Below are 24159 nucleotides of genomic sequence, written 5' to 3' on the forward strand. Positions count from 1 at the left end.
ATCATTCTACCGGTTTGAATAGATCTTTAACTGCGTCCTTTGCCTTGGACTGATTGAAGTCTTCACGATCGATGAGAATCAGATCCAAACCTTCCTTTTCCAACCGGTTTAATATTTTCGCGACATCGGTAACCGATTTAGAATTTGTAGCCAAGTAACGAAACCGAGTCTTACAGTCGGGACACGTTTTGTCCTTCGTGTAGTTTAGGCCTAGATGTTTACAATTTGCGCAGGTTCCGTACAAATCGTCGATCAACATCAATTGAGAAGAGACTTCGGAAACGCTTAACTTCTTCCATGCCCGAATGTATTTTTTATCGTCGGCTTGCATTTGTCTTTTGGATAATTGAAATTTTATTTCGAGTCAAGACAAAACTTTACGGCCTTTTCGATAATGTCGCATGCTTCGTTCATCTCCTCCGATCGAATGACCAAAGGAGGGGCGAAACGAACGGTGTGATCGTGTGTAGTTTTCGCAAGCAGGCCGAGCTCCATTGACTTCTTACAGACTTCTTTAGCGATCGATTTTCCGTCTTTTACTCGAAACTCGATCGCATTCAGCAAACCTTTTCCGCGAATTTCCTTCAAATCATCATATTTAGATTTTAGAATATTCATTCTGCTTCGAAAAACTTCTCCCATCTTGAACGAGTTTTCGATCATCTTTTCTTCGATCAAAACTTCTATCGCACATTTTGCTACGGCGCTTGCGAGCGGGTTGCCTCCATAGGTTGAACCGTGTTCTCCCGGTTTTAAGGTAAGCATGATCTCATCATTGGATAAAACCGCAGAGACAGGTAGAATTCCACCGGAAAGCGCTTTACCGAGGACGACAATATCGGGCTTTACAGATTCGTAATCTCCTGCGAGAAGTTTTCCCGTTCTTCCTAATCCGGTTTGGACTTCGTCAAAGATCAGAAGAACGCGGGATTCTTCACAAAGTTTTTTGCAGGAAGCAAGATAACCGTCATTCGGTACGATCACACCGGCTTCACCTTGAATCGGCTCCACCATAAATCCTGCGACGTTCGGATCTTGCAGAGAATTTTTAAGGGCATCCAAATCGTTAAACGGAATGATTTCAAATCCGGGAACGTAAGGTCCAAACTCTCTCCTGCTCAAAGGGTCGGTCGAAGCCGAGATCGCACCGATACTTCTTCCCCAAAAATTGCCGGAAGCAAAAATGATTTTGGCTTGATTCTCCGGAATTCCTTTGACTTGATAACCCCACTTTCTACAAAGTTTGACCGCGGTTTCCGCAGCCTCAACACCCGTATTCATAGGAAGAATCCTTTGATAATTTAAAAGTTTCGTTATGTATTCTTCATATTCTCCTAGTTTGGAGTTATAGAAGGCTCTTGAAGTCAGAGTGAGCTTTTGTGATTGTTCGATTAAAGTTTGAACTAACTTCGGATGACAATGTCCTTGGTTCACCGCGGAATATGCGGAAAGAAAATCGAAATACCTTTTTCCTTCCACGTCGAAAAGATAAATTCTTTCTCCTCGATCCAAGACAACCGGAAGAGGTTCGTAATTAAAAGCCCCGAATTTCTTTTCCAACTGAATGTAATAAGACGAATTTTGAACGAGCGACATACTCCCTATTGAAGAATCGGATTCGCTTCACACAAGGAAATTTTTTTCTTTTACCTTGACTTTTCATTTTCGAGAATCATTCTTTCAAAAAGATTTCAACTATTAGGAAAACTCCATGAAGATTTCGGCCATAAGAATGTATTTCATTCTTCTCATTACATTTATTACAATTGGAAATTGTCTTTACACAAATGTAAAAACCCCTGGTTGGTTCTACTCACAGAGTTATACGGACGTAAGGGGAATGGAACCCGTTGGAAAACTTTCGGGACAATCCTGCGGAGAAGGATGGTTATGGCTCGTTTATACCGGCGACGAGAGTTATGAAGCGGCCGTACAGAACGCAATTCAAGACAAGGCCGATTTACTTTTCGACGTGCAGACGGACTACTATGTGAAATCATTTCTCTTTAATCTTTACTTTTATAAATGCACCCGGGTATCGGGAATCGGCGTAAAACTCCCTCATAGACTGATGAAAAAAGAATAATCATGCGCGCGAATTATTCTATTCTAATCCTTTTAATCGGGTCGGTTTTGATGTTAGACTGTGCGCTGCCTGTCGGAAATCGACGAACTCTGATTAAACGAAATCCGATGCCTTATCCTACCGACTCGTTTCTCTCGCCTGAAAATCGCGTGTCCGTTGCAGGTACGTATTTTCGAGACCCTTCGGTTCATTATGGAAATGCGTCCACAAGATTGAAATTAGTCGGGTTTGACGGGTTTATTCATTCCACATCCTCTCTTCCGCACAAGGACATGTTTCACGGTTCACTCGACGATTGGGATTGGTCTAAACATAGAATCATCCGTTTCGAAGGACAAAGCCAAGGATGTCAAAGAGGAGTAACGTTAATTTTACCGCTGCGTCAAGGCGAACAGCAGTCCTTAGTTCCCGTTTCCTTCGTTTTCGGAAAAACGAGTTTTTACGACGAGCTCAAACAGGAAATGGAAAAGAATAAAATCAAAGCGCTTTTCGATTCCAAATTGGACGTTGAACAGACTTCTTTCTTGTTCTGGCTCGTTCAGAAAAGATGTATTCGATTTAAAAGTTATGCTATCCAAGAATTTTGAATTCAATTTTTTAAGAACTATATGACAGGAAAACAAAAGACGATTCTGATTCTTTCTTCACTTTCCGGGTTTCTCGGAGTGGCGTTAGGCGCATTCGGCGCTCATGCCCTAAAACCTTTCTTAAGTCCGGAGATGCTTGTGATCTACGAGACGGGAAATCGATACCATCTCATACATAGTATTCCTCCTTTAATCTTAGCTCTAAGCGGATATCTTCAAATAAGTAAAGCGGCCCTGATATCCGCCGTATTTTTCCTCGGCGGAATTTTAGTTTTTTCGGGCTCCCTTTACATTCTTGCGATCACCGGAATAAGAATCTTAGGCGCCGTCACTCCGATCGGAGGAATATGTTTTTTACTTGCTTGGGCATTTCTCGGTTGGTCTGCGATCTCAAAAAAGAACGACTAACGTTGAGTCCCGTAGTAGAATTGACCTTTTTTTTCAATCAGCTTACGCGTAATCAAACCTTCGGCGATGATGAGCAATCCCTGAACGGCGGCTTGTTTTTTCCCCGCTTCGACGTCCTGTTGTTCCGCCATAAGCTGGTGAACATACTCTCTGCGTTTTCCTTCTAAAACTCCCAACATCGAACCGCAAACTTTTTTATCACCGATCAGAAACGCAAGCGCGAGTGTCTGAGGAGGGGTTTCATTGCAAAGATAATAAAGCGCCAAATTATCAAAATATGACAACTCTTCAAAGGATTTAACCGTTAGTTCTTCTTTATCATCCATGATCGATAGATTCCAATTCCGTAAGTTTATTTTCGAGATAAGCGACCAAGTGAGAAGAATCGGGATCGGCTCCGGTCGCAGAGCGAATCAGATCTTCCGCCGAATGATACTTCCCTTTCCAGTGAACATTCTTCCTTAACCAACCGAGAAGCGAAGAAAAGTCTTTGTTCTTAACGGCCTGTTCTGAAAAATTCGGAGTCTCTTTTGAAAACGCTTGAAAGAGTTGGGCCGAGTAGATGTTACCCAACGTGTAAGTGGGAAAGTATCCGAACGCACCACCGCTCCAATGAACGTCTTGGAGAACACCTTCACGATCCGAAGGAACTTCGATTCCGAATAGATCCTTCATCTTAGAATTCCAGAGTTCGGGAAGTTCCGAAACTTGAACTTGTCCGTTGATCAAAGCCCTCTCAATTTCGAAACGAAGAATGATATGGAGATTGTATGTGATTTGATCAGCTTCCACACGAATGAGAGACGGCGATAATTGATTGATATACGAGAAAAGTTTTGAAAAACTCAATTCCGATTCTTTTAACTCCAAGGAATTTAAAAAAGTCGGATAATACATTTCCCAAAACTCCCGCGAGCGACCGACCTGGTTTTCCCAGAGTCTACTTTGAGATTCGTGAATTCCAAGTGAAACCGAATCGTGTAAAGGAGAAGGTCCTCCGATAATTTCTGAGATGCCGGCTTCGTAAAGGGAATGTCCGGTTTCATGCAAAATACTGAATATAGAAGAAAGAGGATCCTTTAGATCGTATCGAGTTGTAATTCTTTTATCCTTACCGCCGAGAGAAGTGGAAAAAGGATGTTCGCTCGGATCTAAACGGGAGATTTTAGAAGAAAGACCGAGAATGGGCGGAAGATTTTCCCCCAATCTTTTTTGAAACAAAACCGGAATTTCCTTCGGAAAAGGATTATTGAATTTTTTTCCGCGAGCGACCAATGGTTTCAAAGAATTTTTTAAGTTGAAAAAAAGATTTTCTAAATTGGAAGCTCTTTCACCGGGTTCGTAACCTTCCAAGAGCGCGTCATACGCTTCGGTCTCGTAACCGTAACATTCTGTTTGTTTTTTGCAAAGCTCAACGATCTGATTCAGAATCGGTGCGAAATCCGCGAATTTATTTTCCTTCCGAGCCTTTGCCCAGACTGCGTGCGCTTTGCTCGTAGTAACGGAAAATTCTTCGACAAGTTCTTGAGAAAGACAACGGGAACGATTGAGGTCTTTAAAAAGAATGTCGAGTTCGACGCTTCTCTCTTTTTGACCGGGTAAATTCTTCTTTTCATTTTCTTCTCTTGCCTTTTCAGCAAGAGCGTAAAACTTTTCCCCTGCGTATTTGGAATGAATCAATCCGGAAAGAAGTCCGATCTGATCGCCCCTTTCCGCTCGGCCGTCTTCCGGCAAAGTGATTTCGGAATCCCAATGCAGGACGCTGAGAATATTTCTTAAAGTCCAAATTTCCTTATATGCGATTCTATATTCTGCGAAGGATTTTAATTGTTCACGAATCGAATCCGTAAACAAGCTCTCGTATTCTTTCATCTCAGTGGATAATAAAAAATCTTCTTTTAGATTGACAAGCACCCTAACCGCAAAAAAATGATTTTTGCACGATTCGCGGGCATGGTGTAATGGCTAGCACTGTAGCCTTCCAAGCTTCCAGTGAGGGTTCGAGTCCCTCTGCCCGCATATCTCTCTCCTCCGCAAATTCCCCTATCTATTTCAATCACTGACTCGAACGCGAGCTTGGGAAAGCGTTCATAGCGATCCGTAGAGAGCGTAATGAACGCGATCGACGAATACGATGTTCGGAGGCCCGAGCGAGACGCCTCGGAGCTAAGTCGAGCACGATGCGAGACTGCGAAGAGGGCGAGTCCCTCTGCCCGCATATCTCTCTCCTTTCGGAAACAAGTTTTTTCAAACTTTTCACTCGACAAATTTTCAAAAAGCCTTTCAATGAATTCCTCGGTTTTGGAGGCTTTATGAAAATTCATATCTTGGTCGTTTCCCTTGCCTTTTTTGTTTTGATTCCAGTTCGGCTTTTTGCACAAAACGAGTCGATCCAATTGGAAATCTCTTCCTGGCCGACCGATTTGACCTCTTTCGATTCTTTTCGTACCGAACAGTCTTCCACTCCACAAGGCGCATTGGTTTCACTGCTTTCCGCTTTGGATCTTTATTCTAAAAATAAGGAAGAAGGTACGAAAGCTTTAATCTTGATCGTCGATTCTTCACTTCTCAATTCGGATTCGAACGGTTATAAGGGTTTTTCGTTGAGTAAAAATATTACCGACCTAATCAGACGGCAATTGGAGCAACATCCTTATCTAATCGGATCTTATCTTCCAGGCTCTTCGGCTACCAACAACTATAAACCGAACTCCGCCCCCTATCAATTTAATCTTACCGCCAATCGTTTTAGCGGAACTGAAGAATCCGGACAAAGGAAACTTTTCATTCCTTCTTCCGGAGCAGACTCGGCAAGGCCAGTCACTTTAAAAAAGAATACAAAGGGTGTTTGGAAAGCTCACGAGTTTTCCAGTTTGCTTGTGGGAATTAAAAAACCGATCACAAAGAATGCGGCGGACGATCTCTGATAGTATTCCGTTCGTTTCTTTGTAAGAATTCAGTTTGGCCTTTTCAGAAAATTCTGATGAAGTCAAGATTCTTTTCGTCCGTGTTTAGTTGTTCCGACAAAGTGTCTCAATGAAAATTGAATTGAATTCGAGCTTAAAATTTCTTCGAAAGACGATTTCAGCAAAATCAATTTGGTGCTTAAAAAGCGAATTCAACGTAGAGCAATCCCAAAACCTGAAGAAAACCACTTTCACCAATCTGTAGACTTGTAATAAAACGCGGGAGTTCCTACAAATTACGTCCCTCTAACTCTAACGGCTTATGAACTTTCTCAAAAAACTGATTGTTGCTAAACTTTTATTGGAGTTCCTACATTCTGAGGTTTTGAGGCAAGCCTTTAGTTAGATTAGAGAAGTGAGTTTTAGATTTTTCGAAAGAACAAGAAATCGGTCCCACAAGGAACCGATTCAGGTTTTAAGAAGAGATCCTATTTTTGAATAGAACTCTCTGATCGGCTGTTTTGAATCTCATTCAAGAAAACTATATTTGTAGAATCGTTTTCTAAAATGCTATCGGCGAGGGTCTCCAACAACCTTCCTATCTTTTTGCTCTGGGAAAGGTCCGGCTTACGGGAGATTCTGTCCGGTTCTTTCGCCGGGTTATCTTCGTTCGCTCGGGAATACACAGGAATCCTCCAAATGGGTGTAGAAGAAAGACTGGGTCCGGTTTTTGGACCCGTCAAGCTCAATCCTATTCTTCGATCTCAATTCCGGAGAGTTTTTCCAGAGTTTTGATTCTCTTTGCCCATTTCTGAAAATTGACAAGGTTACGAATGTTGACCCGTACCTTTTGATATTCTGCGAAAGTGAGCCCGTAATCCCAACCCACAAAAATATCCTTTTTCTTCGGAGAGTTTCGAAGAGAAGAACCTCCTCCAAGGATAGTTCCTTTTGGAACATGAAGATGATCCGAAACCGCACAAGCGCCTCCGATAATTACGTCGTCCTCTACAATCGTACTTCCCGCGACCCCGCTTTGACCGGCGATGATAATATTCTTACCAAGAATACAATTGTGAGCAACGTGAACCATATTATCAAACTTGCATCCGTCTCCGATGATCGTATCTTCTAAACCGCCCCGATCAATCGTACAAAGGGATCCGATCTCAACGTCGTCTCCGATTCTAACCGTACCCACGTGAGGAATTTTGTGATGTTTACCGTTCACAGTTACGAACTTATATCCGTCCCCGCCGATCGAACAATTCCCGGAACAGATAAAACGTTTTCCGATAATCACTCCGTGTTGAATCGAGCTGTTCGGGCCAATGTGAGAATTTTCGCCGATCGTTACATTTCTAGAAATCTTAACTCCGTCTTCCAAATACGTATTTGCGCCGATCACAGAGTTCTCACCGACGACTACGAACTCGCCTACCGTAACACCTTCACCTAACTTTGCGGTTGGATGAACCAAAGCTGAGGATGAAATTTTTCCGGAGGGGACATAAGGTGGATAAATACAATCCAGAAGTTCGACAAGGCTCAGTTCCGGATTTGAAACGATTAGACAGGGAAGAGTAATTTCTTTTGCAAATTCTTCAGTAGTCAAAATGACACTCGAAAGAGAATTTTTTACTTCGGATAACATCTTCTTATTGGAAAGAAAGCTGATTGAATTCTTAACACCTGGAGTAAGAGGAGATACTTTTTCGATCAAAATCTCTTCCGGTTTGTCAGAATTAGCAATCTTCGATCCGCTTATTTTCTTTGCGAGATCAGAGAGTGTAAATTGGGGCATGATTCCCTCGTTTTTATTTTGGTTGATACACGGAGAATTGAAAGAGCTGAATCGTCACTCAAAAAAAATGCCGACCAAGAAATCCTATATTTCATTCTATAAGATTTATTTAGCACATCGAAAATCCCGTTAAATATCCCGTTTGACGAAATGCCTTCCCCTAAAACCATGTAGGAAAATTTGAAAAATTCTTCACTTTTAGGAATTGTTACCGCTCATGAAACCGATTAGAGAACCTCAGATCAATCTATTCAAAAAATCGAACCCTTACAAAGCTAAGGTTATCAGCAATACTCTACTGACTCCGGAACCGGGAACGGGCAAAAGACCAAAAAAAGAAGGCGAGTCTTTGGTTCATAGAATCACCCTCGCAATCGATCACTCAGCTTACCCTTATGTGATTGGACAAAGCGGCGGTGTTATTCCTCCCGGAGAAGATCCTGAGAAAAAAGCCAAAGGTTTAGCGGATGCGGCTTATACCGTAAGACTCTATTCCATCGCTTCTCCAAGTTATTCTTTCGGGATGAAAGAAGATACGATAGAATTCATCATCAAAAGAGATAACGTCTATGACGAAAGCGGAAATATTCAACACAAAGGTGTTTGTTCGAATTATATCTGCGATTTAAAACCGGGTGAAGAAGTCACTATGACCGGACCTTCCGGAAAGAAATTTCTTTTACCTACTACCGACTTTAGCGGAGACATTATGTTTCTTGCAACCGGAACCGGAATCGCTCCTTTTATCGGGATGAGCGAAGAATTGCTGGAACACAAACTTGTCAGCTTTACCGGGAACATCACTCTCGTTTACGGAGCTCCTTACTCGGACGAATTAGTGATGATGGATTACCTCAAAGGTTTGGAGTCTAAGTTTAGTAATTTTAAACTTGTGACTGCGATTTCCAGAGAAGAAAAAAATCCGTTCGACGGCGGAAGAATGTACATCTCTCACCGAGTTCGAGAGCAAGCGGACGCGGTGAAAAAAATTCTGAACGGAGGCGGCCGTTTTTATATCTGCGGCGGGCCGAAGGGAATGGAAAAAGGCGTGATCGAAGAGATCCAAAGAATCGCCGGCGACGCTGGGACTTACGAAGACTTTAAACATCATCTCGAAGGCGCGCAACAACTGTTTGTCGAAACTTATTGATTCTATTTAAACTTTTTCGAAATCGGAAACCGAAAGGAGCAAACGTTTCTTTCGGTTTTTTTATTTTAGAATTCAATCTCATATCAGAAAAAACGAATGGATTGAATTTCTATCATCACCTTATATTGGTCTAAATTTTGCCGGGAGAATCAGAAATGGGCGTAATCCGTGACGTAGACAAAGGACGAGGAGAAGTCATTCGTGTAGAAGTATCCGAATACAAAGGAACAAAGTATCTTAATCTCCGCGTTTGGTACACGGATAAAGACGGAGAGAAAAAGCCCACACAAAAAGGAATCGCGATTCCTCCCGAACTTTACGACGAAATTCGGGAGGCTGTCATCGAAGCGGAAAGCGAAGTCAAAGGCGATTGAGTTTTCGAGCGATGTGATTCAAAGACTTCTCTCTTGTATCACATCGCTGATAATCAAACGGGCCGCTTCTTCCGTGTCCGCTACACGGATATGACTTTCCAATCGAGTGATGGAAAAAACTTTTTTTACGGAGTCTCTGAGATCGGAGACAATCAATTCCCCGCCCCTTCTTTTTAACCAACCGGATATTTGAATCAGAGTTCCGATCGCGGAAGAATCTATATACGAAGACGACTTCAAATTGATGATAACAAAACGATAGCCTTCCAACATCTTCTCTTGGACGTTCGATTTTAATTCCGGGCACTTATAGAGATCGATATCCCCGACCGACTTATAGATGAAAACATGGTCGTGATATTCCACTTCCTCCGAAATCGGATCAATCGTACGATATTGAATATCATAAGCTCCGGCCATCAGATGTTTTCCCGCAGTTTTGGAATTTTCTTTGATCTTTGCTTCCAATGCTTCTAAACGTGATTTCAGCGAACCCATCACATCTGGTGCAAGATCTAACTGGTTGTCGACATCCTTGATTAAGGAAGTCAAAACTTTCGACGCGTCCTCCAGCGAACCCTCCTTGATTAGAGAACTCGCCTTTTTTAGAGCTTTGCCCGATTTTGCTACGATGGATTCCACGATTACGTCCGCGTCCTCCTTTATCGAGTTCGACTTCCAATCCGGATTTAACTGAAATTCGGACGTCTCTAACTTCATTTTATCGGAGAGATTATAGAATGTACTCGTTATGGAAACTCCGGATTCCTTTTCTAAATTGTGTATTAGATTTTCAGGATGTGTTTTCACTTTTATAACGACGTTACGAATGTCGTCGGCCCGCATATCTCCGCACTGAAGAACGATCGTTTTGATTCTGCTGGACTGATCCGGATCCAATTCAGTATAATAAGGAATGTCGCTTAACAGTTCCAAAAATTCCACGTCTTTGCCGAAATGAATTTTTGTTTCAATCGATTGTGCGTATAAGGATCCGATGTCTCCGAATTCTCGAAAGAAAATATCTCCCGTCGATTCCGGACTTTCGATGTAATAAAAATTCCCGCCTCCCGCATCAGCGATATCCTTCAAAAGAATTTCATTGAAGTCGTCGCCGAACCCGATAACGGTCGTGGAAATTCCTTTTTTGTAATGATCGCCTGCAATCTGAATGAGGTCCAATGGATCGGTGATTCCTTGTGTCGGATTTCCGTCCGTAAGTAGAATGGCTCTTTTGTAAACTGTAGAATCCGAAAATAATTCCAGCCCTCTCAGTGTATGCAACCAACCACCGGAGAGATTCGTAGAAGTTCCGGGCTGAATCGTATGAATCCGATTGATAATGGAAGTTTTTTCAACAAGCTGAACGATCGGTTGTATTACGTGAATGTCTTCCGCGTAAGCTACCACCGAAAGAAAATCCCTTCGTGTCAACCAGTTGACTAAGGAAGAAGCGGATTGAATGACCGCTTCTAATTTTTCACCTTTCATCGACCAGCTTCTATCGATCGCCAAACCTAAAACAATCGGTCTTCGATCCGGATTTGCGGCCCCGGTCGGAGAATTCAGTCGGATCAAAACGGAATTGTTTCTGTTTTCCGAGACTGCGTTATGTAAAAACTTCGCGGAGAGAATCATTCCGTTGAAAAAACCATTTACCGAAGGTCTTATCAAGAAGAATTTGTAGAGTAACTCGATGGAACCTTTCCTAAATCATAAGATTCTTCCCGATTTCTTAAGTAAAATGGAAAGTCTCATTTCACTCGGCGGGGATGAAATTCCGAGCTTTACTAGAATCTACAAAGATGAAAAATTGATCGCCGAGTCTTCAAACGAAGTTGAGAAGAATTCGGATTCATCCTTTCACAGCGAAATAATTTGTTTAAGAGACGCGAAGGAAACAATCGGAACTCGTTATCTTTCAGACTGTTTGCTCATCACTTCTTTAGAACCTTGTTTGATGTGTGCAGGAACGATTCTTCTCTCGAGAATCCCCAAAGTTGTGTATCTTCTTCCCGCAAAACAAGGAGAAGGAATTTCCTCCCTTAGCATCGAAACGATCTATTCTCGAAATTTTTTCCCGGAACTGATTTGTATTCCTGCTGAGATATCAAAGGAAGCGTTCAAATCGTTTTTCAAGGCCAGAAGAAAGAAATTCAATTGACGTACAGCCTCTAGGCAGAATTCCTGAATGCTATAGGAGAAGTGTCAGAGTGGTCTATTGTGCATGCTTGGAAAGCATGTGTGCCAAAAGCACCCCGGGTTCGAATCCCGGCTTCTCCGACTCCATTTTATGGCAGGAACTCACGAAGTCCTTTCCCGGAAGTATCGCCCGCAAAGATTTCGGGACGTAATCCATCAAGACCTTGCCATAGGCGCTCTTCAAAACGCGCTTAAATCCGGAAAGATAGGTCACGCATATATCTTCTTTGGCCCGCGCGGAGTCGGTAAAACGACGATCGCGAGAATTCTCGCCAAACGCCTCAACTGCCAAAACCCGATCGAAAACGAACCATGTAACGAGTGTAGTTCTTGTACTGAAATCACCCGCGGTATTTCCAGCGACGTTCTTGAAATCGACGCTGCGAGCAATCGTGGTATTGAAAACATTCGAGAGCTCAGAGACAACGTAAAGTTCGCTCCTATGGGCGGCAAATATAAGGTTTATATTATAGACGAGGTCCACATGCTCACGGACCAGTCTTTCAACGCGCTCCTGAAAACTTTGGAAGAGCCTCCTTCCCATATCGTTTTCGTTCTCGCGACGACTGAGTTTCACAAAATTCCCGAAACTATTCTTTCGCGATGCCAAGACTTTATTTTCAAAAAGGTTCCTCTTTCCGTACTTCAGGATTATTCCGAAAAACTTTGCAAAATAGAAAACGTTCAATATGATCAGGAAGGTCTTTTTTGGATCGCGAAAAAAGGCGACGGCTCCGTAAGAGATATGCTTTCGTTTATGGAACAGGCCATCGTATTCACGGATTCCAAACTGATCGGCGTTGCGATCCGGAAAATGATCGGTTATCACGGGATAGAATTTTTAACTTCGTTTATCAAAAGTTTGATCGATCCTGACAATCATAGTCGCGCTTTGGAAATTTTAGAAACACTCTATCAAGAGGGACAGGACATATACAAATTTCTCTGGGATTCCATAGAGTTCACGCATACTCTAAATTTAATTCGTGACTCGCTTGCGGATCCCGAATCGGTCAACTTCCCGAAGGAAGATTTGATAAAGATGAAATCCGACTTCGAGTCGGTTGATACTTCGAAACTGAATTTTCTTTCCGGAAAACTTTTCGAGCTCTATGAAAGAATCAAAACGATCCGTCTTCGTAATTCCTTCGAGATTAAGGTTTTTACGGAAATTCAAATCAAAAAACTTGTCGAGGAACTGACCTATCCAAGTTTGGCCGGTCTCGTTGATAGAATCAATCATCTGATTTTGATGGTTCAGAATTCTAAAAATGCGGCCCCGGAAGCCCAGCAAACCACCATTATTAACAAGAACGTTTCGGAAAGCGACGCTTCAAAAAAAAAAGCTGAGTCCGTTTCTCAGTCCTTAGAATCGCAGATCGAGTCTAACTTTAGAGACGCCGAAGAGGCTTTGTCCAATCCCGAACCTTCAAAACCTTCAGTAAATCCGGGGGTCATTCCTCAGAAATTTGATACGAGCACCGAAATTAAAAAGAAATTTCTGGGAACCGAAGTCGATCGAAGTAAATTTCCGAAGTTGGATACTTAATCGTTATGTTTGATAAAATAAAAAACTTTTCCGATATTCTTTCGAACATGGGCGCCTTCCGAGAAAAAATGGAAGAGGTCAAAAAACGCGTATCTGCGATTCGAGTTACCGGAGACGCGGGTGCGGGAATGGTTACAGTGACAGCAACCGGAGAGGGATTGGTCACAAACGTTTATATCAACAAACAACTGTTCGACGCTGATGACAATAAAATGCTCGAAGATCTTGTCCTGGCGGCAACAAACGACGCCTTAAAAAAAGCAAGAGAGGCGACCGCCTACGAGTTTCAATCCGCTTCCGGTGGATTAGACCTTACTGAAATTTCTAAAATGTTCGGTGGAAATCTTGGCTAATCATCTTTTAGACGAGATGGTGGACGCTCTGTCTTCTCTTCCCGGCATTGGAAGAAAGAGCGCGTTTCGTATCAGCTTCCATCTGCTACGATTGGAACAGGGTCTTTTCAATCAATTCATCCATCAACTTACAGAAACGAAGAGTAGAATTCAATTCTGCAAACGTTGCGGATCCTATTCCGAAACTCCGATCTGCGATATCTGCACTTCTGAAAAAAGAGATTCTCATACATTCTGCGTGGTAGAACAACCCGAAGACATTTTCTTTATCGAAAACACGAGGGAGTTCCAAGGTAAGTATCACGTACTAAACGGGGTCATTTCTCCATTAGAAGGAATCGGCCCGCGCGATCTTAGGATCAAAGAATTGATAGAAAGAATCGAACCGGAAGAAGTAAAAGAAGTATTGATCGCAACCAATCCGACTTTGGAAGGGGACGCCACAGCGGATTATTTGGCAAGTCAGCTCAAACCTCTCTCCGTTAACGTGACTAGAATCGCATATGGAATCACAGTTGGAGGTTCGATCGAACTTTCGGATCAATACACGTTAGGCCGAGCGATTCGATCTCGATTACAACTTTAGAATCGGTGCTCTGCGGTTACAAAAAATTCTCGTAGAATTTTTCCTTGAGTTGTATCTAAATAAGCCTTCAAACCGTCTCCTGCTATAAAATAGCCGGATCTCATTAGAATCTGCATATCCCGAAAGGCGTTCCATCTTAGATTGACGTTGAATTCTTGCCCGAAGTATGCGCTTGTTTTGTAACCGTTATCGAAATTAAAGTAACGATTGTTTTCTATGTATGGCGATTTTGTTCCGTACAGTAGATAATAACCCATGGTCAAAAGCAAAGGTCCGTAGACTACGATATCACCGTTGATTCCGTATTGATAAAGACCGCTGGAATCTTTTCCCGAAAAAAGCGCATAACCTCCGGTAAAGTCGTTTGCAATGTTCGAAATCGAATAACCCGGTAAAAGAGTTTTGAACCCGCCACCCCTTAGATTTGCTTTTGTTCCATCTTTATCATATCCAGGTCTTCCTGTCGTTCCGACTCCAACCAAGTTAAAAGTCAAGTTCTCGCTGTATCGATAGGAAAACTGAAGATCGATCATCCCGCCGGAAATATTGTGTTTGCTGTATTTATTGTATAGAACGTTTCCTGCAGCGTCCAGATAAGGATCCAAGGCTTGAACCTTTCCATGATTGTAGATTCCGTGAACGACAAAACCGAAATTCGACAAATTGATTTCTGTCATCAAGCCGTGCCAAAATAGTTGTCCGATTTCGCTGTCTAACGCGATCACATTCCCCTTTGCATTTGTAGTCTTATCGATGGAGTTTACCGTATCGTCCAAGAAGTAGGAATAGAGTTCATTCTTTACGTTATTCAGAAGACTTGTTTTGATTTCGTAAAAGTAAATGTTAGTTCCTATATAATTCTTATCAGCATAGGTATTTTTATCGAGATCGAGTTGTGTGTTCTGCCTTGCTACAAACCAACCACCCTCGATCGTAGTATTCCACAAACGGAAGTCCTTATTCAAAGTAACACCGGTTCCCGGCGTAAATACTACTCTTCCTCTTGCGGAAGAAAACAACTGTTGGCCCACCCTGAGACTGAATGCGTCTTCAGGAAGTTTGAAGTTGAGATAAAGAAAGGTTGTCTGAATATTCACCGGCGCAGCAAAACCCGCCTCACCGCCTTGCCCGGGGCCGATATTGGAATTTTGACCAAACCCTTTTCCTCCGAAAGTGATGTCGCCGACTTGAACACCCCAAAGCGCTTCGAAATATTTCGAAGTGTTGAAGTTCATGTTCACGGTCATCCTAGTATCGAAATAGGAAATATCTTCTTTTCGTGGAGAAACAGTCGACGGATTCCCCTTTAATCGTTCGGCAATTTCGTTATCCACAATCGACTGTTGTGCCGCCTGATCTTCCGATTTAAAAGCGGCTTTATCGTAGGGAGTAGCGGCCGTTTGACGCGCGGTAAAAATATCTCTTCCGAGATTAAATCCTCGAACCCTGTAATTTCCTTGAAAGTCCAGTTTCGTTTTTTCTTCGATTTCCTGAGAGAAGATAGAGGTTGGAATCAGAACAAACGTGAGGCAATAGAAGCAAGCCGCCCTTTTCAAAAGGTCAATAGACACAGATCATTTTACCCAGTTATTCTGATTAAAATATCGGTTTCTTAAGTCGTCCAAAACACCTGTTCTTTTTAATTCCTTGATAAAGAAGTTCAAATTATCGACAAAAATCAAATCATTCTGCGGCAGCGCGGCGCTGATAAATTCTTCTTGAACACTTCCTAAAAGCGGAAGATAGTTCGCTTTTAAAGAGGGATTTTTTTGAAGTAAAGTAAGAATGAAAAAACTATCTGCGACAAAACAGGTCACATTGTTGCTGAGAAGATTATCAACCGCAATCGAATCAGATAGATAACTATAAATCGGAAGTTTAGAGTATTTTTTTTGAAGATAAATATGATTCGTAGTATTCGAGCGCACCGAAAAACTCACGAGACCGCTGAGAGTAGAAAGGTCTCCAAGACTCATAAATCTCCGAGACGTAACTATGTTGCCTTCCGGTTCGGGTGGAAGAATTTTTTTGCTTACCAGTCCGGCCGGGGTCGTCACAAGATATGGATCCGAAAAAGTGACTTGTTTCCCTCGGTTTAAGTCGGTTGACATACCGGCCAGCGCGAGGTCGATTTTTCCCGAGCGAATATCTTCTGAAAATTGTCGAAACGTTTTTAGCGGAACTATCTTTAAGGAAACCCCTAAATAATCTGAGTAAAGTTTTGCGACTTCGACGTCGATTCCCGGAAAACCGTCTTTCGGATTTTCGATGTAAAAAGGTTCGTATTGTTTATTCACACCGACTACTAGTTCTTTTTTGGAAAGAATTTTCTCAAGACGAGAACCCGAATATTCAGATTGAGAAAATAAACCGAAAGGAAAAAGCCAGAGCAAAACAAAACATTGAATTCGTTTCTCAAACATGAAACATATCATGGATCGAACCTTGTTTTTTTCCAGAGCATTTTCATCAAAAATCGAAATTCTAAGGGTTCAGAATTTGAAATTCAGTTCTTCGATTCTTAAAATCCGTCTCCGGATTTTTTTGCGGAACTATCGGTTCCGAACTTCCCTTTCCATCCGTAACGATCCTCGCAGGATCGGTTCCCTTCTTTATTAAATAATCTTTCACAGAGTTTGCTCGATTGCGGCTAAGAATCAAGTTGTCCTGAGGTTCTCCATTGAGATCCGTGTGACCCGTTATTTTGATTCTCACCTTCGGATTGTCATTGAGAAACGAGTTGAGATTTTCTAAGATCGGAAACGAGTTTTCAAGAATTTCATAAGATCCTAATGCAAAATGAATATTATCCAGAGAAATCGATTTTCCTTTTTCCAACTCTTGAAAGGGATTTGTTTGATTCGAATAAATGTCGTAATCTCTTGCGGTCCTCCTGCAAAAGTAGAATCTTCCGGGGTCGTTTGTTTCTAAATAAAAGGCTTCATCACCGGCGGTGTTGATTTCAGGTCCGAGATTGATTGGGTCCGAGAAATTTCCATCGGGTAGGAACGTCGATTTATAGAGATCGTAACCGCCAAAACCTCCGGGTCGATTGGAGGAAAAGTAGATCGTTTTACCGTCTTTGCTGATCGTCGCCGCGATCTCCGAATAAGGGCTGTTAATCGGTTCAGGAAGAGTTGCGGCCTTTTCCCAAATTTTGTTTTTGTAGAGAGACACAAAAATATCGGCTTCAGCAACTTGTCCAAAAGGATATCGGGTAAAATAGAGTTTGTTGTTAAACAAAAATGGATTCTCTTCGATTTCCTCCGTATTTACCGCGCCCGGAAGCGCAACCGGTTTAACCCAAGAAGATCCGGATCGTTTTGAAAAAAACAAATCCCTAGAAACTCCTATCTTTCCATTTGAAAGTTGAAATTCGATCGCACCGTCTCTGTTAGAAGAAAATAAAATTCCTTCTTCCTTGTTCATGATAAAAGGACTTTGATCGTCATAGTTGGAATTGAGAACTGAAATTTCCTCGCCTTGAACCCAACTTTCTCCTTCTTTAGAAGATCGATAAAGATCCGTATAATTTGAATTCTCTCTTTTAGAATAAAAATAAAGAATATTTCCGTCGTCCGTAAGACTGATTCCGAACTCGTTGAGTTTTGTGTTGATCGAACCCTTTAATTTTTCCGGCTTTTGTTGTGAAAATTTTTCGGCCCGACTCGATTCCTGAGAGGAAAGAATCCAGGTAAAGGAAAGAATATAAAATACGAGGACAAACTTTAAAACGAATCGATTCTTTCTTGAAAAAGCTGGTATCATGGGACTCCGAGGATTCTTAAATTTAGAATCCCTAAGTTTATTATCCCTTCTTTTAGGAAAAACCTGAGCCTAAAAGTTTTGAAAAATAAAAATTTCTAAACTCAAAGATAACGTTTTAACACTTCCGGAATTCGAACGGTCCCGTCCTCATTTTGGAAATTTTCCAGAATCGCCGCATATGTTCTTCCAAGCGCGAGACCGGAACCGTTGATCGTATGGACGAGTTGATTTTTTCCATCTTTCGATTTATAACGAATCTTTCCTCGGCGCGCTTGAAAGTCCCTAAAGTTGGAAACTGAGGAGATTTCCATATAACGATTCAAACCTGGCATCCAAACTTCGATGTCGTAGGTAATGGAAGAATTTGCGGAAATGTCTCCGCTGCAAAGGATGATCACTCTGTAAGGTAGTTCTAATTTTTTAAGAATATTCTCCGCGTGAGCCAACATTTGTTTGTGCTGTTCTTCGGAGTCTTCCGGTTTACAAAATTTTACCAGCTCAACTTTTTGAAATTGATGTACTCGAACAAGTCCGCGTGTATCCTTTCCGTAAGAACCCGCTTCCCTTCTAAAACAAGAAGTATGAGCCGTCACGGAAATAGGAAGCTGATCTTCAGGAATGATTTCATCTCTGTAGAGATTGGTGAGAGGAACTTCTGCAGTCGGTATAAGATTGAGTTCGTCTTTTTCAATTCGATAAAATTCTTCTTTAAATTTCGGATATTGACCGGTTGCCTGCATCGACTCGTCGTTTACCATCGCCGGAACCCAGACTTCCGTATAACCGTGCTCTTCCGTATGAACGTTGAGCATAAAATTCATCAGGGCCCTTTCTAATTTCGCGCCTTCTTTCCAATAGGTATAAGATCTTGCCCCGGAAAGTTTTACACCCTTCTCAAAGTTGATCCAATTCAATGCCTCGCCGATTTCAAAATGTGGCTTTGGGGTAAAGGAGAATTTCGGAATCGTTCCGATTTCGTACTGAAGAACATTCTCGTGTTCGGACTTTCCTGCCGGAACTTTCGAATCTAGAATATTAGGAAGGCTTAAATTGAGATCATTGAGAGCGGTTTCCTCGATCTCGAATTTTATCTCTATATCTTTTATTTTTTCGCCGACGAGTTTTACCGCTGCGGAAATTTCCGAAATATCACCGCCTGATTGTTTGATCTTGCCGACTTCCTTGCTGACTCTGTTTCTTTCTTCTCTCAGAATATCCGCTTCTCGTTGAAGTTCGCGTTTCCGATGAATGATCGAAGTAAGTTGATCGATAATTCCGATATCTTTAAATCCTCTAAGTTCTAAAACTTTCCTGAGGTCTTCCGTATTTTCAGTGATATAACGCAGATCAAGCATTGTGGTGGTACGCCTTACGATTCATAAATTTAATACTATTTTCGAAAAGTCGGTTTTCGACTTCCGCATTCGACTCTTGTCTCAGTGAAAACATCTTATCCAAAACAAACTTCATATAGGAAGGTTCGTTTCTTTTTCCACGAAACGGAGGAGGGGCTAAAAAGGGAGCGTCGGTTTCGATCAACATCGATTCTAAAGGAAGTTTCTGAGCGGCTTCCTGGATGTCGGTCGCATTCTTAAATGCAACGATTCCGGAAAAAGAAATATAATAACCGATGTCGACTAACGCTTTTGCGGTCGGATAATCGTAAGTAAAACAATGGATCACTCCAAAGGCGCGATCTCGAAAATTCTTAAGAATGGAGATCGTATCCTCTTTCGCATCCCTAGAGTGGATAACAACGGGGAGTTTTGTCTTCGAAGAACATTCTAAGAAAGCTTCCAAAATTTCTTCCTGTTCCTTTTTTGAATCGGCTGTGTGGTAGTAATCGAGACCGATCTCCCCGATCGCGGAAAGTTTCGGATCGTCTAAATTCTCATAAATGAGTTTTAGAATTTCATCCTTATTCGGAAACTCGTGAGTTTCCGTCGGATGACAACCGATCGAATAACGGATCTCTAACGAATCATTTGAATATTCGTTCGCTATAGAGCGGGCGCGAATCGAACTCTCAAGGTCTATCCCGATTTGGACGATCTTCTTTACACCGGATTCCGACGCATTTTTTAAACAGTCAGCGATTTCGAGACCTTGGGATTGTATTATATCAAGATGGCAGTGTGTGTCGGCAATTGAAACCATAGAAATCCGGTTTTAGTGAGTCAGTTTTTGTGAATTCGATTGACTGAAAAGAGATTTTTTAGGATCACTTCAGACAGGTGAAAGCAGTTCGCTAAAAACCAAGTTTCGGGACATAAACCGTGGATATCAAAGCAACTTTCGCACTTATCTATTATAGACTCCGTTATAAGTATCAGGAGTACAAACTAAAACTCGATCTTAAACTTTCCGAACTCAATCGAAAAGGGAGAGAAAGACTTACTGTGATGGTGATTCCGCACTCGGAACAAAAAACCATCAACTTTCATATTTCTTATAGGGCGATTTCCATTTTTATAGGAACGATTTTTATTCTTCTAATCATAAGCTCCATCAACGTTCTGAGTCACAGCGGTTCAGTACATCAACTTACGGAACTCAATCTTTCCAACAAAGACTTTATCAGACAATCGGCAAAGATGAAAGAAGAGATCAATTCTCTTCACGAATACGTTGAATACTATTACGGAAGATTGGCGAGACTTTACGTTAGACTCGGCGGGGATCCGGCAAAAGTTTCCAAAGGAATCGGCGGAGCCGAACAACTTTCCACACAACCGCCGTCCATCATTGAACCCAAATCTTCCAATCCTCAAGGAAACGACTTACCGGAAGGCGCTGCTGTCTTCCGATTGAAAGAAGACGTTCACAACTTAAAAATAAGCAACGAACTTACGCAAGATATCATTTCGATTCTTAAAAAGAGAAAGAATATTCTAAAACAAACTCCGTCGATCTGGCCTGTAAAAGGTTATGTTCTTTATCCTTACGGCGCTTACTTTAATCCGATCTCGGGAAGAAAAGAATACAACAGCGGAGTGGATATCGGATCCTTTGCAGGCTCCGAAGTTATGGCAACCGCTCCAGGAACCGTTTATGAAATCGGTTTTACAAAAAACACCGGCTACTTTGTAAAAGTCGCTCACAAATACGGATGGAAAACGATCTATTCGAATATGGATCGTTTGAAAGTAAGACAAGGACAGCAAGTTTCGAAAACCGAAGTGATCGGCTTTGTCGGAAAAACAGAATCATCTCCCAATTACATGCTCCACTATGAAATCCACGTTGGAACAAGAGCGATCAACCCGTTTGCTTTCCTCAACCAAATTCAGGACTGAATGGCGACAACAGAAGAACACCTAATCGTAAATAGTATCATTGGCGAAGGCGCTGAATTCAGCGGCGAATTTAAACTTTCCGGTTTGTTGAGAATCGACGGAATTTTTCGAGGTTCGATAAAAACCGAAGGAAAAGTCCTAATCGGTAAATCCGGAATCGTCGATACGGATATCAGAGCCCGAATTGTGGTCGCCGGCGGTGAAATCAATGGGAATATTTACGCCAGCGAAAGAGTCACTTTACTCGCTTCTTGCAGAATGAAAGGGGATATTATCGCTCCTCGAATCGTGATGGAAGAAGGAGTACAATTCGAAGGCAATTGTAAGATCAACCCAGTTGCAAATTGAAAGTACTCATACCACCTTATCAACCACCTCGTAAAGAAACCGAAACAAGACAAACTTCCAAAGGGAAGAAGAATGGTTTATCTTCCTTAAACGGAGGAAGTTCCGTCAATCAAACCGAAAACATTGAGGCTCCCGTTTCTTCCTCCTTTCTCGATATCCTAGAAGAGATTGTTCCATCCGGTTCAGAATCCACAAAAGATCTCAACGCACTCTGGAGAGATTTGCCCGAGATTGAAAAAAATTTTTTAGACCTTCCTTCCATCGGAAACTTAGAAGCGTATCAAAAACACGTTCAGGCAATCACCAGAGCCGTAATCGATCAGAACATGAGAATTGAAACCCTTTCCAGAAGAATGAAAGGGGAGGCGAAGAAAATCTATCACGTTGTGAGGATCATCGATGAGAAAATTCAAATTCTCGCCGAACTCATCATGAACGAGGGAAATTCTGCGTTTAAACTTTTGAAATCGCTGACGGATATTCGTGGGCTACTTTTGGATATCCAGGAATAAGATTTTAGATCCTTCTGAAAAAATATCCAACTCGAGAAACCGCGAATCAAGGCGTTTTTCGGCATCCTATTTACAATCTTGCTCAAATCGCTCAGACTAAAAAATTCTAACAAAACTCAGAACGGATCTTCGATTTCAATTTCGAGTCGGTTTGCGAGTTGTAATATTCGTTCGGGTGTCTTAAGTGAGTTTTTTAAGTTTGTGACGTCCAAACGATTCCTCATCGCTAAAATTAGAAATATAGAATATTCATATTTTTTGGCTGTTTGGATAAAAGAATCGGATCCAAATTCCTCGAGAATCCGCACCGCCTTGTGTTCTATACTTTCTTTGATTTTTTCATAAACCGCTTCTAAAGATCGAAACCAATTCTCTACACTAGAGATAAATTGGATAACCTCCTCTTGTTTCGAAATTTTTACTTTAGAAATTTCCTTTTGAATTTTTTCTAATTCGTATTTTCTCCAAGGTTTTGATCGTAAAACCGGTAATTGCCATTTTTCCATTTCAGATCTCCAATAATTTTTGGCGGATCGGACCGAAAATATTTTAAAATCGGGAAGTGTAACCGCTGATAAAAAGCCGCCAAAACAAGCTCCCGTCTCGATTCCATATATTCTGTCTCCGTAAATTTGAACGCCATCGCCTAATACTCGATGTCCGAAAATGACCGGTTTTTCATCCTTATAAAGATTAGTCCAATCTTCAGAATCGAATTTATTGGTAAGATATTTTTCTCCGGAAGTACTACCGATCAAAACTTCCTTCCTTTGTTCGTTCAAAGGAACATTTGGCTCAATGGCGGCGTGGACGATGGTCGCGGATTCAGTTTCGTAATAAAGCGGAAGGTCATGTATCCAGTCTAAGAATTCTTGATAGCGATCTCCGAACTGCAATTTGACGATTTCCTGGGAATAGGATAATACATGATTATCATGTTTATTTTCGTGATTGCCCATGACCACGATGTGCCTCGGGTTCTCCTTGAAAAAATCATAGACCTTTACGGAATCAGGGCCGCGATCCACGATATCACCGACGGATATGATTCTATCGTTTTCGGAATATCCTACTTCTTCTAAAAGTAGAATCAATTCATCATAGCAACCATGAATGTCGCCGATGACAATGTCTTTCATAATTTCTCCGGCACGCCAACCTGAAAGGAATTGAAATCGCCATAAAATTTCAATCTCGCGCTCAATAGAATAGGCAAACTTGTAACGCGGGCGAAAGGATTTTTATAACCTATCCTTTCGCGCTTAGATCGATTTCAGATTTTAACGGCTGAACTTGTTTTTAACAACCTTACATAAATAAATACTTGACTAGAATTCAAAAGCTGAGTGCGGAAAATTATAAACCCAACGCGTTCAAAATTTTTTCCATCGCTTCCAAGTTCGGATAAACGATCGTCATCTTTCCTTTACCGGAACCTTGGTTGTGACCGATTTCGATTTTCATCGAATATTTCTTTCGAAACTTATTTTCCAGGTCGACGATGTTCACGTCTTTGCGGGATTTTTTCTTTTCAGTAACCGGTTTTTCATCCGTTAGATTGGAAACCAATTCTTCTACTTGTCTTGCGGTAAGACCTTTTTCTGCGATTTGAAATGCAAGTTGTTCGATCTTTTTCCGATCGGCTAAGGATAAAAGAGGCCTCGCGTGACCTTCGGAAATTCTTCCATTCTTAATCAAATCCTGAACTACGTCGGGAAGTTGAAGAAGGCGAATCAAATTTGAAATTGTGGACCGATTTTTTCCGACTCGAGCGGAGATATCCGTAATCTTAAGATTCAACTTTTCAGAAAGAGTTTTGTACGCGATCGCTTCCTCAATCGGGTTGAGATCCTCTCTTTGAATGTTTTCAATGATCGCCATTTCCATCGATTGATTTTCGGAAACATTCTTAACAATAGCGGGGATTTTTACGAAACCCGCAAGTTTACACGCTCTATAACGTCTTTCACCGGAGATAATTTCATATCCGGCGTCTAATTGTTTTACTACGATCGGCTGAATGACACCGTGAGCTTTGATCGTTTCAGAAAGTTCCTTGAGGGATTCTTCCGAAAAAGTTTTTCTCGGCTGACTTGGATTGGGTCGAATTTCGCTAATTCGAATTTCACGCAACGCTCCCTCGGAAGATGCGTCGATCGGAGCCTTGTTTTCATTGACCGGAATTAAATTTCCAAGGCCTCTTCCTAGGGCTTTGGGTTTGATCGCCATT

27 protein-coding genes and 2 tRNA genes are annotated in these 24159 nt (G+C 41.7%); 15 read left to right on the forward strand and 14 right to left on the reverse strand.

Annotated elements, in window-relative coordinates:
- Position 1 precedes the first annotated feature (1 nt).
- Both JWG44_RS04775 and rocD read right to left on the reverse strand, forming a co-directional pair.
- Positions 2-331, reverse strand: coding sequence for a hypothetical protein (locus JWG44_RS04775; RefSeq protein WP_205273814.1), 330 nt, complete (start codon positions 329-331; stop codon positions 2-4).
- Between the two features lie 23 nt (positions 332-354).
- A complete protein-coding gene (gene rocD / locus JWG44_RS04780; protein WP_205273815.1) occupies positions 355-1596 on the reverse strand; it encodes an ornithine--oxo-acid transaminase in 1242 nt (413 codons plus the stop codon).
- A gap of 121 nt (positions 1597-1717) precedes the next feature.
- On the opposite strand from rocD, the gene JWG44_RS04785 reads away from it, so the two are divergent.
- The 3 genes from JWG44_RS04785 to JWG44_RS04795 all read left to right on the forward strand — a co-directional run bounded on the left by JWG44_RS04785 (position 1718) and on the right by JWG44_RS04795 (position 3081).
- On the forward strand, positions 1718-2086 hold the full coding sequence (locus JWG44_RS04785; protein WP_408611882.1) for a TRL-like family protein: 369 nt from the start codon (positions 1718-1720) through the stop codon (positions 2084-2086).
- A 107-nt stretch (positions 2087-2193) separates the two neighbouring features.
- Positions 2194-2673, forward strand: a complete 480-nt coding sequence (locus JWG44_RS04790) for a hypothetical protein (RefSeq protein ID WP_408611879.1) — start codon at positions 2194-2196, stop codon at positions 2671-2673.
- Between the two features lie 21 nt (positions 2674-2694).
- Positions 2695-3081 carry a DUF423 domain-containing protein gene (locus tag JWG44_RS04795; protein WP_205273817.1) on the forward strand — a complete coding sequence of 129 codons (387 nt, stop codon included), beginning with the start codon at positions 2695-2697 and terminating at the stop codon, positions 3079-3081.
- On the opposite strand, the gene JWG44_RS04800 is transcribed toward JWG44_RS04795, so the two are convergent.
- Both JWG44_RS04800 and JWG44_RS04805 read right to left on the reverse strand, forming a co-directional pair.
- Positions 3078-3407, reverse strand: coding sequence for a hypothetical protein (locus JWG44_RS04800; RefSeq protein ID WP_205273819.1), 330 nt, complete (start codon positions 3405-3407; stop codon positions 3078-3080). The genes JWG44_RS04795 and JWG44_RS04800 overlap by 4 nt on opposite strands.
- The gene (locus tag JWG44_RS04805; RefSeq protein ID WP_205273821.1) at positions 3400-4953 is read right to left on the reverse strand and encodes a carboxypeptidase M32; all 1554 of its coding nucleotides are present in this window, start codon (positions 4951-4953) and stop codon (positions 3400-3402) included. Before JWG44_RS04805 ends, JWG44_RS04800 begins: the two co-directional genes overlap by 8 nt.
- A gap of 75 nt (positions 4954-5028) precedes the next feature.
- Between JWG44_RS04805 and JWG44_RS04810 the strand changes: the two genes are divergently transcribed.
- Both JWG44_RS04810 and JWG44_RS04815 read left to right on the forward strand, forming a co-directional pair.
- Positions 5029-5100, forward strand: a tRNA-Gly gene (locus JWG44_RS04810).
- Between the two features lie 293 nt (positions 5101-5393).
- Entirely contained in the window at positions 5394-6008 is a 615-nt protein-coding gene (locus tag JWG44_RS04815) for a DUF6935 domain-containing protein (RefSeq protein ID WP_205273823.1), read from the forward strand.
- A gap of 467 nt (positions 6009-6475) precedes the next feature.
- Here JWG44_RS04815 and JWG44_RS04820 read toward each other — a convergent pair whose 3' ends face one another.
- Together JWG44_RS04820 and lpxD are read right to left on the reverse strand one after the other, a co-directional pair.
- On the reverse strand, positions 6476-6673 hold the full coding sequence (locus JWG44_RS04820; protein WP_205273825.1) for a hypothetical protein: 198 nt from the start codon (positions 6671-6673) through the stop codon (positions 6476-6478).
- Between the two features lie 65 nt (positions 6674-6738).
- On the reverse strand, positions 6739-7791 hold the full coding sequence (gene lpxD / locus JWG44_RS04825; protein ID WP_205273827.1) for a UDP-3-O-(3-hydroxymyristoyl)glucosamine N-acyltransferase: 1053 nt from the start codon (positions 7789-7791) through the stop codon (positions 6739-6741).
- A gap of 217 nt (positions 7792-8008) precedes the next feature.
- Between lpxD and JWG44_RS04830 the strand changes: the two genes are divergently transcribed.
- On the forward strand, positions 8009-8941 hold the full coding sequence (locus JWG44_RS04830; protein WP_205273828.1) for a ferredoxin reductase domain-containing protein: 933 nt from the start codon (positions 8009-8011) through the stop codon (positions 8939-8941).
- A 155-nt stretch (positions 8942-9096) separates the two neighbouring features.
- Positions 9097-9315, forward strand: coding sequence for a transcriptional coactivator p15/PC4 family protein (locus tag JWG44_RS04835; protein WP_069608980.1), 219 nt, complete (start codon positions 9097-9099; stop codon positions 9313-9315).
- 18 nt (positions 9316-9333) lie between these two features.
- On the opposite strand, the gene JWG44_RS04840 is transcribed toward JWG44_RS04835, so the two are convergent.
- Positions 9334-10953, reverse strand: a complete 1620-nt coding sequence (locus tag JWG44_RS04840; protein ID WP_205273830.1) for an anti-sigma factor antagonist — start codon at positions 10951-10953, stop codon at positions 9334-9336.
- A gap of 58 nt (positions 10954-11011) precedes the next feature.
- On the opposite strand from JWG44_RS04840, the gene JWG44_RS04845 reads away from it, so the two are divergent.
- The 5 genes from JWG44_RS04845 to recR all read left to right on the forward strand — a co-directional run bounded on the left by JWG44_RS04845 (position 11012) and on the right by recR (position 14005).
- Positions 11012-11479 carry a nucleoside deaminase gene (locus tag JWG44_RS04845; RefSeq protein ID WP_205273832.1) on the forward strand — a complete coding sequence of 156 codons (468 nt, stop codon included), beginning with the start codon at positions 11012-11014 and terminating at the stop codon, positions 11477-11479.
- 35 nt (positions 11480-11514) lie between these two features.
- A tRNA-Ser gene (locus tag JWG44_RS04850) sits at positions 11515-11598 on the forward strand.
- A gap of 10 nt (positions 11599-11608) precedes the next feature.
- Positions 11609-13066, forward strand: a complete 1458-nt coding sequence (gene dnaX / locus JWG44_RS04855; RefSeq protein ID WP_205273833.1) for a DNA polymerase III subunit gamma/tau — start codon at positions 11609-11611, stop codon at positions 13064-13066.
- A 5-nt stretch (positions 13067-13071) separates the two neighbouring features.
- Complete coding sequence (locus tag JWG44_RS04860) at positions 13072-13419, forward strand: YbaB/EbfC family nucleoid-associated protein (RefSeq protein ID WP_205273835.1); 348 nt, start codon at positions 13072-13074, stop codon at positions 13417-13419.
- Positions 13412-14005, forward strand: coding sequence for a recombination mediator RecR (recR, locus tag JWG44_RS04865; RefSeq protein ID WP_205273836.1), 594 nt, complete (start codon positions 13412-13414; stop codon positions 14003-14005). Before JWG44_RS04860 ends, recR begins: the two co-directional genes overlap by 8 nt.
- On the opposite strand, the gene JWG44_RS04870 is transcribed toward recR, so the two are convergent.
- The 5 genes from JWG44_RS04870 to JWG44_RS04890 form a co-directional block, all read right to left on the reverse strand.
- Positions 14002-15576 carry a hypothetical protein gene (locus tag JWG44_RS04870; protein ID WP_205273838.1) on the reverse strand — a complete coding sequence of 525 codons (1575 nt, stop codon included), beginning with the start codon at positions 15574-15576 and terminating at the stop codon, positions 14002-14004. The two genes, recR and JWG44_RS04870, sit on opposite strands and share 4 nt — an antisense overlap.
- A 3-nt stretch (positions 15577-15579) precedes the next feature.
- A complete protein-coding gene (locus tag JWG44_RS04875; RefSeq protein WP_205273839.1) occupies positions 15580-16428 on the reverse strand; it encodes a substrate-binding periplasmic protein in 849 nt (282 codons plus the stop codon).
- Positions 16429-16489: 61 nt separating this feature from the next.
- Positions 16490-17773 carry an OmpA family protein gene (locus JWG44_RS04880; RefSeq protein ID WP_205273840.1) on the reverse strand — a complete coding sequence of 428 codons (1284 nt, stop codon included), beginning with the start codon at positions 17771-17773 and terminating at the stop codon, positions 16490-16492.
- 101 nt (positions 17774-17874) lie between these two features.
- Positions 17875-19128 (reverse strand): serine--tRNA ligase, encoded by a 1254-nt coding sequence (serS, locus tag JWG44_RS04885; protein WP_205273842.1) that lies wholly within the window; start codon positions 19126-19128, stop codon positions 17875-17877.
- Positions 19121-19930, reverse strand: coding sequence for a TatD family hydrolase (locus tag JWG44_RS04890; protein ID WP_205273843.1), 810 nt, complete (start codon positions 19928-19930; stop codon positions 19121-19123). Before JWG44_RS04890 ends, serS begins: the two co-directional genes overlap by 8 nt.
- Positions 19931-20049: 119 nt before the next feature.
- Between JWG44_RS04890 and JWG44_RS04895 the strand changes: the two genes are divergently transcribed.
- From JWG44_RS04895 to JWG44_RS04905, 3 genes are read left to right on the forward strand one after another with little or no spacing between them, the layout of a single operon-like run.
- Positions 20050-21069 (forward strand): M23 family metallopeptidase, encoded by a 1020-nt coding sequence (locus JWG44_RS04895; RefSeq protein WP_205273845.1) that lies wholly within the window; start codon positions 20050-20052, stop codon positions 21067-21069.
- Positions 21070-21417: a bactofilin family protein gene (locus tag JWG44_RS04900; protein WP_205273847.1), complete on the forward strand. Its 348-nt coding sequence runs from the start codon at positions 21070-21072 to the stop codon at positions 21415-21417.
- Complete coding sequence (locus JWG44_RS04905; RefSeq protein WP_205273848.1) at positions 21414-21929, forward strand: YaaR family protein; 516 nt, start codon at positions 21414-21416, stop codon at positions 21927-21929. The genes JWG44_RS04900 and JWG44_RS04905 overlap by 4 nt, the downstream gene beginning before the upstream one ends.
- A gap of 116 nt (positions 21930-22045) precedes the next feature.
- On the opposite strand, the gene JWG44_RS04910 is transcribed toward JWG44_RS04905, so the two are convergent.
- Together JWG44_RS04910 and JWG44_RS04915 are read right to left on the reverse strand one after the other, a co-directional pair.
- On the reverse strand, positions 22046-23068 hold the full coding sequence (locus JWG44_RS04910) for a metallophosphoesterase (RefSeq protein WP_205273850.1): 1023 nt from the start codon (positions 23066-23068) through the stop codon (positions 22046-22048).
- A gap of 217 nt (positions 23069-23285) precedes the next feature.
- Entirely contained in the window at positions 23286-24158 is an 873-nt protein-coding gene (locus JWG44_RS04915; protein ID WP_205273851.1) for a ParB/RepB/Spo0J family partition protein, read from the reverse strand.
- Position 24159: the final 1 nt, after the last annotated feature.

The organism is Leptospira ainazelensis (assembly GCF_016918785.1).
Lineage (GTDB): Bacteria > Spirochaetota > Leptospiria > Leptospirales > Leptospiraceae > Leptospira > Leptospira ainazelensis.

What these genes read in the sequence shown, in the direction of transcription:
- JWG44_RS04795 (WP_205273817.1), top strand. Translation starts at nt 2,695, where the DNA reads ATGACAGGAAAACAAAAGACGATTCTGATTCTTTCTTCACTTTCCGGG.
- JWG44_RS04835 (WP_069608980.1), top strand. Translation starts at nt 9,097, where the DNA reads ATGGGCGTAATCCGTGACGTAGACAAAGGACGAGGAGAAGTCATTCGT.
- JWG44_RS04775 (WP_205273814.1), bottom strand. Translation starts at nt 331, where the DNA reads ATGCAAGCCGACGATAAAAAATACATTCGGGCATGGAAGAAGTTAAGC.
- JWG44_RS04910 (WP_205273850.1), bottom strand. Translation starts at nt 23,068, where the DNA reads ATGAAAGACATTGTCATCGGCGACATTCATGGTTGCTATGATGAATTG.
- JWG44_RS04845 (WP_205273832.1), top strand. Translation starts at nt 11,012, where the DNA reads ATGGAACCTTTCCTAAATCATAAGATTCTTCCCGATTTCTTAAGTAAA.
- JWG44_RS04860 (WP_205273835.1), top strand. Translation starts at nt 13,072, where the DNA reads ATGTTTGATAAAATAAAAAACTTTTCCGATATTCTTTCGAACATGGGC.
- rocD (WP_205273815.1), bottom strand. Translation starts at nt 1,596, where the DNA reads ATGTCGCTCGTTCAAAATTCGTCTTATTACATTCAGTTGGAAAAGAAA.
- lpxD (WP_205273827.1), bottom strand. Translation starts at nt 7,791, where the DNA reads ATGCCCCAATTTACACTCTCTGATCTCGCAAAGAAAATAAGCGGATCG.
- JWG44_RS04805 (WP_205273821.1), bottom strand. Translation starts at nt 4,953, where the DNA reads ATGAAAGAATACGAGAGCTTGTTTACGGATTCGATTCGTGAACAATTA.
- JWG44_RS04900 (WP_205273847.1), top strand. Translation starts at nt 21,070, where the DNA reads ATGGCGACAACAGAAGAACACCTAATCGTAAATAGTATCATTGGCGAA.
- JWG44_RS04875 (WP_205273839.1), bottom strand. Translation starts at nt 16,428, where the DNA reads ATGTTTGAGAAACGAATTCAATGTTTTGTTTTGCTCTGGCTTTTTCCT.
- JWG44_RS04815 (WP_205273823.1), top strand. Translation starts at nt 5,394, where the DNA reads ATGAAAATTCATATCTTGGTCGTTTCCCTTGCCTTTTTTGTTTTGATT.
- JWG44_RS04915 (WP_205273851.1), bottom strand. Translation starts at nt 24,158, where the DNA reads ATGGCGATCAAACCCAAAGCCCTAGGAAGAGGCCTTGGAAATTTAATT.
- JWG44_RS04890 (WP_205273843.1), bottom strand. Translation starts at nt 19,930, where the DNA reads ATGGTTTCAATTGCCGACACACACTGCCATCTTGATATAATACAATCC.
- JWG44_RS04790 (WP_408611879.1), top strand. Translation starts at nt 2,194, where the DNA reads ATGCCTTATCCTACCGACTCGTTTCTCTCGCCTGAAAATCGCGTGTCC.
- JWG44_RS04800 (WP_205273819.1), bottom strand. Translation starts at nt 3,407, where the DNA reads ATGGATGATAAAGAAGAACTAACGGTTAAATCCTTTGAAGAGTTGTCA.
- JWG44_RS04830 (WP_205273828.1), top strand. Translation starts at nt 8,009, where the DNA reads ATGAAACCGATTAGAGAACCTCAGATCAATCTATTCAAAAAATCGAAC.
- JWG44_RS04840 (WP_205273830.1), bottom strand. Translation starts at nt 10,953, where the DNA reads ATGATTCTCTCCGCGAAGTTTTTACATAACGCAGTCTCGGAAAACAGA.
- JWG44_RS04880 (WP_205273840.1), bottom strand. Translation starts at nt 17,773, where the DNA reads ATGATACCAGCTTTTTCAAGAAAGAATCGATTCGTTTTAAAGTTTGTC.
- dnaX (WP_205273833.1), top strand. Translation starts at nt 11,609, where the DNA reads ATGGCAGGAACTCACGAAGTCCTTTCCCGGAAGTATCGCCCGCAAAGA.
- serS (WP_205273842.1), bottom strand. Translation starts at nt 19,128, where the DNA reads ATGCTTGATCTGCGTTATATCACTGAAAATACGGAAGACCTCAGGAAA.